The sequence below is a fragment of the Pseudomonas sp. F220 genome, assembly GCF_057813935.1.
The window spans coordinates 1-14,614 of record NZ_JBVASJ010000050.1 but is presented as its reverse complement, the minus strand read 5'-3'; the positions used below and the strand labels follow the sequence as shown (position 1 = coordinate 14,614).

Sequence of the window (14,614 nt, the reverse complement as noted above, 5' to 3'; positions counted from 1 at the left end):
TCCTCATCAACCTTCAGCGCAATGATTGGGTGACGAACATGCAACCCACCTCGTCCTGGATCGTCCTTTCCATTACCGGCATCTACATGCTCAGCCTTGCGCTGATCAGTTTCGGCGTTCGCCGGCATTCGCGTAGCGCTAATAACTACACCACCGGCGGCGGGCACTTCCCTGCATTCTTGATCGGCTTTCTGATGTTGTCGGAATTCATCGGTACGGCCGTCAGTATTGGTACTGCCCAGACGGGTTTCAAAGTCGGGATATCCGCCGCTTGGAACCTCTTCGCTCTGGCGTTGGGCTTTGTGTTGTTCGCTTGGCTGCTGGCGCGCAAATATAAGGAGCTGGGCGACAACACCATCTCCGGCGTGCTGGCGCGCAACTATGGGCAAAAAACCCGTTTCGCCACATCGATCATCACCATCTTCGCCCTGGAAATCGTCGCGGTTTCGATCTATGCCAGCGGTGGTGCCGTTCTGGCCAGCGTGCTGCAAGTGGATCGGACGCTGGCGATCATTATCGTTGGTGTCGTGTCGGTGCTGTACGTCAGTATCGGTGGCATGCGCTCAGTCATCTACACCAACTTCGTACACGCCAGTCTCAAATACCTCGGGGTCGCGTTGGCGCTGTGGTTCGGCCTGAAACAGGTTGGCGGGATCAGCGCGTTACAGACTCAATTGCCGCAAAGCATGTTCGACTGGACCGCCATTGGCTGGGGTCAGATCATCGCCTGGATGATTGCCGGTATCGGCTCGATCTTTTCCACCCAATACGTGATTCAGGCTGTGAACACTGTCAGCCACGCAGGCAAAGCTCAGCGTGCGTGCTTCTATTGCGCGATCCTGATGATCCCGTTCGGCATCGGCGCGGCACTGATCGGCATGTGCAGCGCGGTGTTGTTCCCGGCAGTCGATTCGCTGCAAGCGTTCCCGCGCCTGATCGCCAGCATGGACCAACTGACTGCCGGTTTAGTGGTCGCAGGTTTGGCAGGCTCGCTGTTCGGCACCATCTCGGCGGTCAGCATGGGCTCGGCCACGTTGTTGCTGCGCGACTTCTACGAGCCATGGTTCAACCCGGAAAAAAACGACGTCAAATCCCTGCGTTTTGTACGCTTGGCTACCATCGCCGTCGGCCTGTTACCCATCGCACTGGCCCTGACCTCCGATAAAGTACTGATGATTGCCTTCCTCGGCAAAGCCCTGCGCGCCTCTCTGGCGGTGCTGGTGCTGATGGTGTTCTACGCACCGAAATTCGGCACCGCCACCGCCGCGTTTCTGAGCATTATCGCCTCCTTGGTTGCCACCGTTGGCTGGTTCCTGGCAGGCAACCCGTGGGGCATCGACAATGCCTACATCGCCCTTTTCACTCCACTGGTGATCATGAGCATCAGCCACCTTACGCGACGCGGTACACCGCCCGAGCAGGTTGGGCCGGTGGTTGTAGACTTGAAATCGTGAGGCGGCGCGGATTGCCTGCCAGACAAGGCGCTCTCGTATAGTCGATGATTTCGATCTAGAGCCTGTCCCGTCCTGAATAAGGTTTACACCTTCTGGGGCCAATCAGCTTCCACGACCGGGGTATCGACTGTCATGAATCGACGGCTGACGGTCCCATACAAGGTCCATCCGAGCATGGTGACAATACCGCCCAGCATCATTGCATCGGCACCGGCGCTATACAGCGCGTAGTAGCTATAAGCAGCTGCGATATAGGCGATACCATTGGCAAACAGGGCTTTACGGGGAGTAACCCCGGCAGCCTTCTGGATCGTCATCAGCGCCGCCATCGACATCAAGTAAGGAACCAGATTGGTCACTACCGCCAGGTTGACGATCATGTCGAACTGTTTGCTCAGGTCCGGGCTGATGGTCATTAGCGTCAACGCGGTCTGGCAAACCACCAGCACCAGCATACCGGCGATGGGTGTGCCGGACGCAGTGGTCTTGGCGAATATCTTCAGGAAATAGCCGACATCGGCTGAGCTTTTGAAGACCTGAGCAATGGTGAACTGCCAGCCGAGCAGCGAACCGATACAGGCCATAATCATCAGCCCCATGATGATGTTGCCCACCAGCGGCGTGAACATGGTGGCGAACGCCAGCCCGAACGGTGCGGTGGAGGCAGCAAGCTCCATGTTCGGCACAATCCCGGCAATCACGTTAGTCGACGCGATATAGATGACTGCCGCACCGATGGTCCCGCCCAATACGGCGATTGGCACGTTACGCTCGGGGTTTTCCACGGCGTCGGTGTTCGCGCACGCCGATTCGAGGCCAAGAAAGGCCCACAGGGTAATCGAGATCGATGCGCCGACGGCTTGGAACAACGGGGTGTCGTGGGGGTTCCAGGCAGCGACATACAGCGCTGAGTCGAACCAGTACCAGCCCAGCACCGACACCCCCAGCACCGGGATAATGACACCCATGATGGTGACATTACCGATCTGACCGGTGACGCGCGGGCCGCCGAAGTTGGCGATCGTCGTCAACCACAGCAGCACCACGGTTGCCACCGCGACACCGATGGGTGTCAGCGTCACATGGAACAGCTCCGTCGCATAACCCACCGCCGTAATCGCGATGGCAACGTTGGCAATCAACAGCGATACGCCATAGGTGTAGTTGGACATGAAGTTTCCGGAGCGACCAAACGCGTATTCGGCGTAACCCCCCATGCCGCCAGGCTTGCGGCTGAAACGTCCACATTTAGCGAAGGCATAGGCCAATGCCAGCGAGCCAAGTGCAGTCACAATCCACGAGAAAATCGATATCGTGCCCACTTGCGCCAGCTTGGACGGCAGCAGAACGATGCCCGACCCCAACATGTTGATGGCCGTCAGCACGGTGAGTTGCACCACGCTCATCTTCTTCACAGTAGTTCCCATATTGCACTCCAAAAGCGCCCCTTCCCGAGGCGCTGCATTGCGGATAGACGAATACCGGGATGACTTTCCAGTGTCCTTTCAGGACCTATTTACTGCTTGATCACGTACCCATAAGCTCGAATACGACCGCTCTCTTCCGTCTTGAGGTAGACACCCTGCAGTTCAGGATTGAAACCAGGCAACCGATTGATTGCATCTTGCAGTGCCAGGAAATAGCTCAGCACCGCACCTGACCACACTTCACCCGGGACCACACACAGGACGCCTGGCGGATAAGGCAGCGCACCCTCGGCAGCGATCCGACCCTGGGCGTCCTCGAGCGCGATCAGTTCCACTTTGCCGCGCACGAACTCAAGATTCGCCTCGCGGGGGTCCATTACCACTGTGGGCATGTGAGCCTTGCGGAACATGTCCTTTTGCAATTGTTTGACGTTGTGTCGAGCATAGAGCTCGTGCATTTCCTGGCACAGCTGGCGGATGCTGTAGTCCTTGTAACGGGCCTCATGGGCGCTATAGACACCCGGCAACACCTCGGCCAGTGGCGCGTCCTCCCTGATAAAGCGCTCGAAGCGAGCGATCTGCGCGACCAGGTGCTGCATCTTGGCTCTGCTTTCGGCCGGTGTGAGCAAAAACAGAATGGAGTTCAGGTCACTCTTTTCCGGAACGATGCCGTACTGGCGCAGGAACGTGGCAAGGACCCCGGCGTGGATGCCGAACTCCGTGTATTCGCCCGTCGTCGCATCAATGCCTGGTGTGGTGAACAGCAATTTGCACGGATCGATGAAGTATTGATTCTCGGTATAGCCCTCGAAGGCGTGCCAACGCTCCTCGGGATGAAACATGAAAAACCGCAAATTATTGGCGATTTCATCGGTTGGATAGTCCTGCCAGTAACGGCCATTAATGGTCGGTGGCACGAACGGCCGGATCAAGGTGCAGTTATCCACCACCAGTTTGCGGGCTTCAATGCCCGCGCGGACGCATTCATCCCAAAGCCGGTGACCACTGCGACCGCTGTGCATCCGCGCATTGACATCGAGTGAGGCAAACAGCGGATAAAACGGGCTGGTGGAAGCCTGGGCCATGAACGCGTTGTTCAGGCGATGATGGTTGCAGTAGCGATCCTGGCCCTTGATGTGGCGATCCTTTTTGTGGATCTGCGACGCCTGGGAGAAGCCGGCCTGTTGCTTGTGAATCGACTGCGTTACGAATATGCCGGGATCGTTTGGCCCCAGTTCGAGCAACATCGGCGAGCAGTCCTTCATCATCGGAATGAACTGCTCATAGCCGACCCACGCTGAGTCGAAGAGGATGTAGTCACACAGATGCCCGATGGTATCTACCACCTGCCGGGCGTTGTAGATGGTGCCGTCGTAGGTGCCCAACTGGATGACGGCCAGCCGGAACGGCCGGGGCTCGTTGGCTTTGTCTGGCGCAACCCGGCGCAACTCGTCGCGTAGATAAGTTTCGTCAAAACAGTGAGCATCTATACCGCCGATGAATCCGTAGGGGTTACGCGCCGTTTCCAGGTACACCGGTGTAGCGCCGGCTTGAAACAAGGCGCCCTGATGGATTGATTTGTGATTATTGCGATCGAACAGCACGACATCGCCCGGGGTCAGCAAGGCATTGGTCACGACCTTGTTCGACGCCGAAGTCCCATTCAAGACGAAATAGGTTTTGTCCGCGTTGTAGATTTTCGCGGCACGCTTTTGCGCTTCCAGAGGCGCCCCTTCATGGATGAGCAGATCGCCCATTTCCACGTCGGCGTTACAGCGGTCGGCACGAAACAGCGTCTCGCCAAAGAACTCGAAAAATTGTCGACCCGCGGGGTGTTTGCGAAAGAACTGCCCGCCCTGATGCCCCGGGCAGGCAAACGTCGAGTTGCCCCGCTCGACATAATGTTTGAGTGCACCGAAGAAAGGCGGAAGCAATGCCTCCTCGTATTGACTGGCCGCTGTTTCCAGTTTGTCGCCGTAGTACTCGGCTTTATCAGTGCCCAGGTCGAATACCCCGCTGATTTGCAGCAGGACATGTTCAATGCTCGGCAGGTTTTCGCGAGACAGTTCGTCTTCGGCGCAAACAGCAAAGAAGATAGGAATATCGAATCCCGATCGACTGATGACATCGAGTAAACCGTTTTGAACATCCACGCCGGTAATAACCGCAGCGGCAACATCCGTCAGATCGGTTTGGGAAAAGTCCACCACTTCGCGCGAAGTCAAAAAACTGCTACGTGAGGCCGCGTTTGCGGCCACTTTTAGTTTATTCACCAATCTTCACTCCATTGAAAGGTCTGAGCGCCTTATGACGCTGCCTGTGTATCGGATGTTATGCAGCGGACCAGATAACGCCCCTCCTCCACTTCGACACCATGGGTGTCATGGGTGAAACCGGGGAAGCGCCGGTCATAATCTTCCAGTGCCTTGAGGTAACCGAGTAACGGGCCATCGGCTGCGCCTGCGTTCTCGCCCGGCATCAACAACGGAATACCCGGCGGATAAGGCACGACGCCAGTGGCCACGGTACGCCCCGCCAATTGTTCGAGGGGCACAATCTCCACATTGCCGCGTACCAGTTGCTCATAGGCCATGACCGGGCTCAGATCAGGTACCGGTAGCGTCGAAAATGCCCGAGACATGGTTTCGGTGGTACGCAGCTCGGCCATCGCGGCAAACATGTTTTCACAGAGGTCACGCAGGCCCATGCCCCGATAACGTTGCGGATGAGCGGCCAATAGCCCGGGCAGTACTCGATCCAAAGGGGCGTTGGCGTCGTAATCACGCTTGAAGTCGAGCAATGTATTGACCAGCGTGCCCCACTTGCCCTTGGTCACGCCAATGGAGAACAGGAACAGAATCGTGAAATCGGTGGTTTTCTCGGCCACGATGCCCTGCCGGTCCAGGTAGGCCGTGACGACCAGGGCAGGTATGCCCTGCTCGCTCATGCCCCCGCCAGGCAGAATGCCCGGCGTGGTGATCGATACCTTGATCGGGTCGAGCAGGCAGTAGCCATCCTCGATGTCACCAAAACCATGCCAGGCCGCGCCAGGCTTGAGGATCCAGCAGGCCGGATCGTTCGCCAGCAACGCCTCATCGGCGGCATGAAAAGGCATTGTCTGGCCGGTATCGGGATGGGTCACCGTATCCGGTTGCCAGACATTGAAAAACCACTCGTCCCTGTCCTGGAACTCTCCATTAAGCCGGGCCAGCATGCGCCGGAACGCAATCGCCTCGCGAATGGCATCCCCGGTCAGGGCCTTGCCGCCCGGGCCGTCCATCATCGCAGCGCTGACATCGTTGGAGGCGATGATCGCGTAATTCGGCGAAGTCGAGGCATGCATCATGAACGACTCATTGAACCGCGCATGATCGATGGGACGACGTCCGTCACGGATATGGATCATCGAGGCCTGGGACAGCGCTGCAAGCAATTTGTGAGTGGACTGGGTGGCGAAAACCGTCGGCCGGTCCGGGCTGTAATCGGCCGGCTCACCATGCATGGCGAAACGTTCGCGGTAAATCGGGTTAAAGCGTGCATAGCCAAACCAGGCTTCGTCGAAATGCAGTCGGTCGACGCTTGCACCCAGCAGCTTCTCGACGCGCGACACGTTGTAGCAGAGGCCGTCGTAGGTAGAGTTGGTGATGATCGCGTGCATCGGTGTCGGGTCGACCCCTTCACTGACCAGCGGGTTGCTCGCGATGCTCTCGCGGATGGCGTTGACGGTCAGGTGCTGAGGCGGTATCGGCCCGATCAGGCCGTAATGGTTACGCAACGGGATCAAATAAGTCGGAACCGCCCCGGACATGGTCATGGCGTGCTCGACCGACTTATGACAGTTGCGATCGCAAAGGGTGACCTGGCCGCGGGTCACGCTGGCCATCAGGATCACGCGATTGGAGGTCGAAGAGCCGTTGGTGACATGGTAGGTGCGATGGGCGCCGAAGACCCTGGCCGCATACACTTCGCTGGCGCCGATGGGCCCGGAATGATCGAGCAATGAGCCCAGTTCACCGACGGAAATCGACAAGTCGGAACGGAACAGGTTTTCGCCAAAAAAATCAAAGAACGCGCGACCCGCTGTCGACTTCAGAAAGGCTGTGCCCCCCGTGTGCCCCGGGGTGTGCCAGGAGTATTCATAGACTTGAGAAAAGCGCACCAACGCGCCGAACATCGGGGGTAATGCACCGTCTCGATAACGCTGGATGGCGGCGATAATTCGCCCGCCGATAAAGACGCTGGTGTCTTCCAGTAGCCAGATGAAATCGTCCGATTTCTGCATGGCATCGAGAGGAATGGTGGCGGCACTGCTGCGGTCGGCCAGAAGGAAAATGGGCACTGTTTCGCTGCGTTCGCGCACCGCATTGAGCACGCTGATTGCTATCTCGTGGCTGTCGTCGAGGCTCAGGTCCCAATCGAGCAGCACACATTGCACCATCGGGTCGGAATGGATGATGGCGATAGCATCCAGTGCCGATTGCGCCAATATGACTTCTACCTGACGCCCTTCCAGTACCTCGGCCAACTCTCGCACCGCGCGGCCAGCAGCCGTATTGGCAGAAAGTTCTTCATGGATGAGCAGGGCTTTCATGCCCAGACGTCGTTGCTGTTTGAGGGTCATCGTAACGTCCATATTAATTAGATGAGGCTCGGATTGACTCGAGATTCGAGTCCCGTGGTCAATGGTGGAGATACACTTACAAAAATTGTGGTCTGCGCGAGACGTTTACACCCTATTACTAAAAAGTGCCACCTTTGGCCTGTTGCTCCAGATGCAGCTGCAGTTGCGGATCGAGTTTGAGCTGGTAAGCCAGTTCGTCCAGGTAAGTCCGTTCGGCGTCTTGTTGGTCGTCCACCAGCATGACACTGGCCAGGTACATTTCCGCGGCCATGGCCGGGTTCTGCGCGGACTGCGCAACATCAGCCGCGTCCAGCGGGTGAGCGACTTCCTCATCCAGCCTGCGTCATCGATGCCTGGCCGGCCCGTAGTCATTGTTCGAGCAGATCGCTGGTGTTCATGCCAACGCCCTCATCAATAAGCGTTACCCGGACACGCAACGATAGCCCTCGCACACACTTGCGCAGTGACCGTCTGGCTGATGTGAAACACGATAGATACAGGGGGTTAGGCGATTTCGGGCGCCTTGAACATTTAGGTCGACGTTGCTTTGGCGAGTCGATTGCCCATAGCGGGTTCCTCACAACAGTCCAAGCTGCAGGCGAGCCACATCGGACATGCGGCTTTGATCCCAAGGCGGCTCCCAAACGATCTCGACGTCGACCTCGCTGACCCGGGGGAGGGTCTGGACCCTCGCGCGCGCCTCCTCCTTCAGCACGTCGCCCATCCCGCAGCCGGGCGCGGTCATCGACATCTTGATCTCGACGCGCTGGCCGCCGTCGGCGAGCGGTCGGGTTGTGCATTGGTAGATCAGCCCGAGATCGACCACGTTGACCGGAATCTCCGGGTCGTAGACGGTGCGCAACATGTCGAGCACCTGCTGGATGTCGAAGGCGCCGCTCGCCGCCGGTTGACCGCTGGCCTGGGGCCGCCCGCTCTGGGGAACATCCAACCCCAAGGCATCGGCATCAGCGGCGGCAATCCGCGCCAACCGGCCTCCGGCGATCTGAACCGTGAAGCTGCCACCGAGTGCCTGGGTCACCACCACGCGCTCACCGCGCCCCAGCTGCAACTGCTCGCCGCGCGGAATCAGGGTCGCTGCGCAATCGCGCGTGAGCTCGATTGGCTGGGGACGGTCCGGCTGGTTCGGGTTGTCGAACTGAAAGCCCGCGCCGCGCAGTTCAGAGACGAAGTCGATGGACAGGCCATCGGCTCGCTGTGCGCTCGCAGGGTCGAGCAACAAGCTGATCCCGCCCGTTTCGACGGTGATATCGCCCTCGGCACCGGGCTCGAAGAGCAACTCATGGGCGAAGCGCTCGTCGATCTTGAGTCGCACCGAGTCCCCGCTTTCATCCACCAGGGCGGCGCGCAAGATCCGCCGCGCCGAGTCGCGGAGGTGAATGCTGGGGCTGGGGCTGGAGCTGGATAGATCGGCTGCCATGGCTTACTCCGTCGAGACCTGTGAGCCGCCGCCTTCGAGGGCGCTGCGCAGCGTGTGCCAGGCCAGGGTTGCGCACTTGACCCGCACCGGGAACTCCCATACCCCCGAAAGCACCGCGAGTTTGCCGAGCTCCGCGGGCGTCACCTGGGCGTTCGGCCCTTCGGTGAGCAGCGTATGCACACGGGCAAAGAGTGCCAGCGCCTCCTCCGGTTTCTTCCCCTTTACCGCCAGGGTCATCAAGGAAGCCGAGGCCTGGGATATGGCGCAGCCGGCCCCCTGGAAGGCGATGTCCGCGATTACACCGTCCGCAAGCTTGATATAAATCCGGAGCTGATCGCCGCACAGTGGATTGAAGCCCTGCGCTGTAGAGGTAGCGTCCAGGAGCTCGCGAAAATTGCGCGGCCGCTTGCCGTGGTCAATGACAACGTCCTGGTAGAGGTCACGCAGTTCGTCGTTGCTCATCGAAAGACCTCCTGGACCTTGGCCAAACCTGCCACCAGTGCATCGATATCGTGCTCGGTGCTGTAGCAGCCGAGCGAGGCGCGGGCGGTGGCGGCTACACCGAAGCGGTTCATCAAGGGCTGTGCGCAGTGGTGCCCGGTGCGAATGGCGATCCCCTCGCGGTCGAGAATGGTACCGATATCGTGCGGATGGATGCCGTCGAGGACGAACGAGAGAACGCCGACTTTCTGCGCGGCGGTGCCGATGAGCCTGAGGCCGGGCACCGCCGCAAGCGCCTTCTGCGCGTAGGCCAGCACGGTCTGCTCGTGGGCGGCGATGGCCGCTGGCCCCAGCTCGCCGAGGAAGTCGACCGCCGCGCCGAGGCCTATGGCACCGGCCATGTTCGGCGTCCCGGCTTCAAACTTGTACGGCGGTTTGTTGTAGACGGTCTTCTCGAAGCTGACCGAGAGGATCATGTCGCCGCCGCCCTGGTAGGGCGGCATGGCTTCGAGCAGCTCACGGCGGCCGTAGAGCACGCCGATGCCGGTGGGGCCGTACATTTTGTGGCCCGACAAGGCGTAGAAGTCGCAGCCCAGTACTCGCACGTCGACCTTAAGGTGGGGGGCCGCCTGGGCGCCGTCGACCAGCACGCGTACGCCTCGGGCGTGGGCAAGGTCGACAATGCGCCGGATCGGGTTGATGGTGCCGAGCACATTTGAGACATGGGTGACGGCCACCAAGCGGGTCTTGGGCCCGATCAGCCGTTCAAGCTCATCGAGCAGAAGTTCGCCGGCATCGTCGATGGGCGCTACCCGCAACCGGGCGCCGGTCTGCTCACAGAGCATCTGCCAGGGCACAATGTTCGAGTGGTGCTCCATGGCAGTGATCAGCACCTCGTCGCCCGCGCGGACCTGAGCCTTGCCATAGGTTTGCGCCACGAGATTGACCGCCTCGGTCGTGCCGCGGACGAAGACGATCTCTTCGACGTGCTCGGCATTGAGGAAGTGCTGGACCTTGGCCCGAGCCTTCTCGTATTCCTCAGTAGCGCGCACGGAGAGGTAGTGCACGCCACGGTGCACGTTGGCGTTCTCCTTTAAAAAGAAGTGCGACATGGCATCGATGACTGCCTGTGGCTTCTGACTGGTCGCGGCGCTGTCGAGGTAAATCAGCGGCTTGCCATAGATCGTCTCCGCGAGGATCGGGAACGCCTGACGCACGCCCTCGACGTCGTAGCCTGGCGCAAGGTCGAGCGGTTTCGATAGTCTTTGAAAGCTGTTTTCGAGGTCACTCATGCCGACATCTCCAGGCCCCGCAGCTGCGCGGCGACCAGTTGCTCCACATGGGCCCGCAACGGCTCCAGGTGAATGAGTTCCAGCATCTCGCTGATGAACGCAAAGGTCAGCACGGATCGCGCTGCCGCAAGCGGAATCCCCCGCGAGCGCAGGTAGAAAATAGCCTGCTCATCCAGTTGACCGACGGCGGCACCGTGGGCGCACTTGACGTCATCGGCGAAGATCTCCAGCCGTGGCTGGGTGTTGACTTGGGCCAACTCCGACAACAAAAGATTCTTGTTGGTCTGGCTGGCATCCGTCTTCATCGCACCCGGGCGCACGATGATCCGTCCGTCGAAGACCCCATGCCCGCGATCATCGATCACGCCCTTATAGAGTTCGCGGCTGGTGCAGCGCGGTGCCAGGTGCTCGATGATGGTCTGGTTGTCCAGGTGCTGCTTGCCCCGGGGCAGGTACAGACCGTTCAGGACCACCTGCGCGCCGGGCCCCTCAAGCACCACCCGAACCTCTTGGCGTGCCAGCGCCGCGCCGAGTGCAAAGGAGTGCGCGGCAAAGTGGCTGCCCTGGGCCTGGCGCACGCTGAGCAGCGCGACATGGAACGCCGCCGTGCTCTCGTTCTGCACGGTGTAATGATCGAGCTCCGCGTCCGCGTCGAGCACTACTTCGCTGACCGCATTACTGAGGTAAACCTCGCCCCCGCTGCCAACGTGGCTTTCCACCAACGTCGCGCGGCTGCCTGCCCCCAACCGCACCAAGGCGCGCGAATTCGTCACCCGTGGCGTGGTGCCCGGGTCCGAGAGGAACACCAGGTGGATCGGTTCTTTGACCGTCGTGTGGGCGGGTATCTGCACCAACGCCCCGTCCTCGGCGAGGGCCGCATTCAGTGCCGTGAAGGCCTGCGGCTGCGTGTGGAATGCATGGGCGAACAGAGCTTCGAGCGCCACGCTGTCGGCACGCAGCAGCGTCGCGAAATGGGTCACCTGAGTACCTGGAGGTAGCTCCTCAAGCACCGAAAACTCAGCGGCGAAATAGCCATTGACGAAGACCATTCGCGGGCCGCCATAGCCGCCGGCGAGCCGCTCGATGCTGGCGTCGGACAAGCCCCGGCTCGTGCCCCGCTCGGCTGGCTGGAAAGGGGTCTCCAGGATCGGCGCAACTCGCGTGTACTTCCAGGCCTCGTCCTTGGCCGTGGGAAAGCCTTGTTCGGCCACCCACTGAAACGCTTCGCGGCGCAACGCCTGCAGCCAGGCTGGATGCCGGGCATCGGCCCCGGGCTCGAGCCGAGCGAGGAACGCCGCGCTCGTTACGCTCGCCGCAGTGTTCATGGCGTGGCTCCGGGCGCTGGCGGGGTTTGCTCGTAGCTCGCATAGCCGTGCTTCTCAAGCTCGACGGCCAGGCTTTTGTCGCCGGACTGCACGATCCGGCCGTAGGCCATGACGTGGACGCGATCGGGGATTATGTAGTCGAGCAGCCGCTGGTAGTGCGTGATGACCAGCAGCGCGCGGTCTTTACTGCGCAGTGCGTTGACGCCGGCAGCGACGATCCGCAGCGCGTCGATGTCAAGGCCCGAGTCGGTCTCATCGAGGATCGCCAGTTTGGGTTCCAGAACCGCCATCTGGAAGATTTCGTTGCGCTTTTTCTCGCCACCCGAGAAGTCCACGTTGACGGAACGGTTCATGAAGCTCTGGTCCATCTCGACCAGCGCCATGCGCTCCTTGGCGAGCGCGAGGAAATCCAGCGCGTCAAGCTCCTCGAGCCCGCGCTGCTTGCGCACGGCATTGAGGGCCGTGCGCAGGAAGTAGAGGTTGCCGACGCCGGGGATCTCCACGGGGTACTGGAACGCAAGGAATATGCCGGCGACCGCGCGCGCTTCCGCCGGCATGGCGAGCAGATCCTGGCCCTCATAGAACACCTCGCCGCTGACCTCGTACGTCTCATGGCCCGCCAGCACCTGGGCCAGCGTGCTTTTGCCCGAGCCGTTCGGCCCCATGATCGCATGCACCTCGCCAGCGTTTATCCGCAACGTGATACCCCGCAGGATTTCGCGGCCCTCTACGCTGGCGTGCAAATTCTTGATCTCGAGCATGCTTCACCCCGGGCCTTAGCCCACGCAGCCCTCCAGGCTCACGCCCAGCAGTTTCTGGGCCTCCACCGCGAACTCCATCGGTAGCTCCTTGAGCACCTCGCGGCAGAAGCCGTTGACGATCATCGGCACCGCGTCCTCCGCGCTGATGCCGCGCTGCCGGCAGTAGAAGAGCTGCTCATCACTGATCTTCGAGGTGGAGGCTTCGTGTTCGACCTGGGCGCTCGGGTTCTTCACCTCGACATAGGGGAAGGTATGCGCGCCACACTGGCTGCCCAGCAGCAGGGAGTCGCACTGCGTATGGTTGCGGGCGCCGGTTGCGGCCTTCTGGATCTTCACCAGGCCGCGGTAGGTGTTCTGCCCATGACCGGCGCAAATCCCCTTGGAGAGGATGGTGCTGCGCGTGTGCCGGCCGATATGGATCATCTTGGTGCCGGTGTCCGCCTGCTGGTGGTTGGCCGTCAGGGCAACCGAGTAGAACTCGCCGACCGAATAGTCGCCCTGGAGAATCACCCCCGGATACTTCCAGGTGATGGCGGAGCCGGTCTCGACCTGAGTCCAGGATATCTTCGAGTGCGCGCCTGCGCATTTGCCGCGCTTGGTGACGAAGTTGAAGATGCCGCCGCGCCCTTGTGCATCGCCCGGGTACCAGTTCTGCACCGTGGCGTACTTGATCTGGGCGTTATCCAGCGCGACCAGCTCGACCACCGCCGCGTGCAGCTGATTCTTGTCGCGCATCGGCGCGGTGCAGCCCTCGAGGTAGCTCACGTAGGCGCCCTCCTCTGCGACGATCAACGTGCGCTCGAACTGGCCGGTATCCACGGCGTTGATGCGGAAGTAGGTCGACAGCTCCATTGGGCAACGCACGCCCTTGGGCACGTAGCAGAAGGAACCGTCGGAAAACACCGCCGAGTTCAGTGTGGCGAAGAAGTTGTCGCTGTAGGGGACGACCGAACCCAGGTACTTGCGCACCAGCTCTGGATGGTTTTGCACGGCTTCGGAGAAGGAGCAGAAGATCACGCCGACCTTGGCGAGTTTGTGCTTGAAGGTGGTCGCCACCGAGACCGAATCGACCACGGCGTCCACCGCGACGCCTGTCAGGCGCTCCTGCTCGGCGAGCGAGATGCCGAGCTTGCCAAACATCTCGCGCAGCTCGGGGTCGACCTCGTCGAGGCTATTGGGCCCCGGCGTTTTCGGCTTGGGCGCCGAGTAATAGATGATGTCCTGGTAGTCGATGGGATCAAAGTGGACGTTCTGCCAGGTAGGCTCGCGCATCGTCAGCCAGTGGCGGTAAGCCTTCAGGCGCCAGTCGAGCAGCCACTGCGGCTCGTTCTTCTTCGTCGAAATCAGACGAATGACGTCTTCGTTGAGCCCGCGCGGTGCCGCGTCGCTCTCAATATCAGAGACAAAGCCGTACTTGTACGCCCGGCTGCTGAGTTCGCGGATCCTGGCATTGTCAGTGCTCATCGCTGATACCTCCTGCTTTTGGCAGGACGACTGGATCGTTTAACTATACTCCTTCCCTATCTTGCGGCGCGTGCGAGATCATCAAGATAGTAGCCTCCCACAAACAGGCCGGCCGGTAGGCCGCCTCGCTTTGGCTTTGGCTTTTGATCTACCCGCCCCTTCGGAGCGAGGGAACGCGGAGCTTTAGCGACGTGCCGTACGCTCGGGGCAAAGCCTTTTGCTTACTTTTCGCTGAGCCGGCATTCCGGCGTCTGGAAAAGTGAGACGCCGTAATTGGATGGACTCGCCCGCGCCGAGGCGTCAATGCGCCACGGGGGCAGTCTAAGAAGCCACCGACAGCGAGGGCGAATCCATGAAAAAGAATACGACGGTTAAACAGTCCCTGTCTTCA

General features: G+C 60.4%; 10 protein-coding genes and 1 pseudogene. 1 reads left to right on the top strand and 10 read right to left on the bottom strand.

Features of this window, described 5'->3' with window-relative positions; translation table 11 throughout:
- The first annotated feature begins 38 nt into the window (after positions 1-38).
- On the top strand, positions 39-1,454 hold the full coding sequence (locus ACZYSM_RS26750) for a sodium:solute symporter family protein (protein WP_489076291.1): 1,416 nt from the start codon (positions 39-41) through the stop codon (positions 1,452-1,454).
- A gap of 83 nt (positions 1,455-1,537) precedes the next feature.
- Here the strand turns inward: ACZYSM_RS26750 and potE are convergent, their stop codons facing one another.
- The 10 genes and pseudogenes from potE to sufB all read right to left on the bottom strand — a co-directional run bounded on the left by potE (position 1,538) and on the right by sufB (position 14,223).
- The gene (gene potE, locus ACZYSM_RS26745) at positions 1,538-2,881 is read right to left on the bottom strand and encodes a putrescine-ornithine antiporter (protein WP_489076289.1); all 1,344 of its coding nucleotides are present in this window, start codon (positions 2,879-2,881) and stop codon (positions 1,538-1,540) included.
- 89 nt (positions 2,882-2,970) lie between these two features.
- A complete protein-coding gene (gene speF, locus ACZYSM_RS26740) occupies positions 2,971-5,154 on the bottom strand; it encodes an ornithine decarboxylase SpeF (protein ID WP_489076287.1) in 2,184 nt (727 codons plus the stop codon).
- A gap of 32 nt (positions 5,155-5,186) precedes the next feature.
- A complete protein-coding gene (locus ACZYSM_RS26735; RefSeq protein WP_489076285.1) occupies positions 5,187-7,502 on the bottom strand; it encodes an Orn/Lys/Arg family decarboxylase in 2,316 nt (771 codons plus the stop codon).
- Positions 7,503-7,620: 118 nt separating this feature from the next.
- A pseudogene (locus ACZYSM_RS26730) lies at positions 7,621-7,839 on the bottom strand (DUF533 domain-containing protein); the annotation flags it as partial.
- 240 nt (positions 7,840-8,079) lie between these two features.
- Positions 8,080-8,940: a putative Fe-S cluster assembly protein SufT gene (sufT, locus tag ACZYSM_RS26725; protein ID WP_489076283.1), complete on the bottom strand. Its 861-nt coding sequence runs from the start codon at positions 8,938-8,940 to the stop codon at positions 8,080-8,082.
- A gap of 3 nt (positions 8,941-8,943) precedes the next feature.
- Positions 8,944-9,402 (bottom strand): Fe-S cluster assembly sulfur transfer protein SufU, encoded by a 459-nt coding sequence (gene sufU / locus ACZYSM_RS26720; RefSeq protein WP_489076281.1) that lies wholly within the window; start codon positions 9,400-9,402, stop codon positions 8,944-8,946.
- A complete protein-coding gene (locus ACZYSM_RS26715; RefSeq protein ID WP_489076279.1) occupies positions 9,399-10,673 on the bottom strand; it encodes a SufS family cysteine desulfurase in 1,275 nt (424 codons plus the stop codon). Before ACZYSM_RS26715 ends, sufU begins: the two co-directional genes overlap by 4 nt.
- The gene (sufD, locus tag ACZYSM_RS26710) at positions 10,670-11,998 is read right to left on the bottom strand and encodes a Fe-S cluster assembly protein SufD (protein WP_489076277.1); all 1,329 of its coding nucleotides are present in this window, start codon (positions 11,996-11,998) and stop codon (positions 10,670-10,672) included. The genes ACZYSM_RS26715 and sufD overlap by 4 nt, the downstream gene beginning before the upstream one ends.
- Entirely contained in the window at positions 11,995-12,759 is a 765-nt protein-coding gene (sufC, locus tag ACZYSM_RS26705) for a Fe-S cluster assembly ATPase SufC (protein WP_489076275.1), read from the bottom strand. The genes sufD and sufC overlap by 4 nt, the downstream gene beginning before the upstream one ends.
- 15 nt (positions 12,760-12,774) lie before the next feature.
- Entirely contained in the window at positions 12,775-14,223 is a 1,449-nt protein-coding gene (sufB, locus tag ACZYSM_RS26700; RefSeq protein ID WP_489076273.1) for a Fe-S cluster assembly protein SufB, read from the bottom strand.
- Positions 14,224-14,614: the final 391 nt, after the last annotated feature.

Excerpts from the sequence above, each read along its gene's own strand:
- ACZYSM_RS26750 (WP_489076291.1), top strand. The coding sequence starts at position 39 with ATGCAACCCACCTCGTCCTGGATCGTCCTTTCCATTACCGGCATCTAC.
- potE (WP_489076289.1), bottom strand. The coding sequence starts at position 2,881 with ATGGGAACTACTGTGAAGAAGATGAGCGTGGTGCAACTCACCGTGCTG.
- ACZYSM_RS26735 (WP_489076285.1), bottom strand. The coding sequence starts at position 7,502 with ATGACCCTCAAACAGCAACGACGTCTGGGCATGAAAGCCCTGCTCATC.
- sufT (WP_489076283.1), bottom strand. The coding sequence starts at position 8,940 with ATGGCAGCCGATCTATCCAGCTCCAGCCCCAGCCCCAGCATTCACCTC.
- sufU (WP_489076281.1), bottom strand. The coding sequence starts at position 9,402 with ATGAGCAACGACGAACTGCGTGACCTCTACCAGGACGTTGTCATTGAC.
- ACZYSM_RS26715 (WP_489076279.1), bottom strand. The coding sequence starts at position 10,673 with ATGAGTGACCTCGAAAACAGCTTTCAAAGACTATCGAAACCGCTCGAC.
- sufD (WP_489076277.1), bottom strand. The coding sequence starts at position 11,998 with ATGAACACTGCGGCGAGCGTAACGAGCGCGGCGTTCCTCGCTCGGCTC.
- sufC (WP_489076275.1), bottom strand. The coding sequence starts at position 12,759 with ATGCTCGAGATCAAGAATTTGCACGCCAGCGTAGAGGGCCGCGAAATC.
- sufB (WP_489076273.1), bottom strand. The coding sequence starts at position 14,223 with ATGAGCACTGACAATGCCAGGATCCGCGAACTCAGCAGCCGGGCGTAC.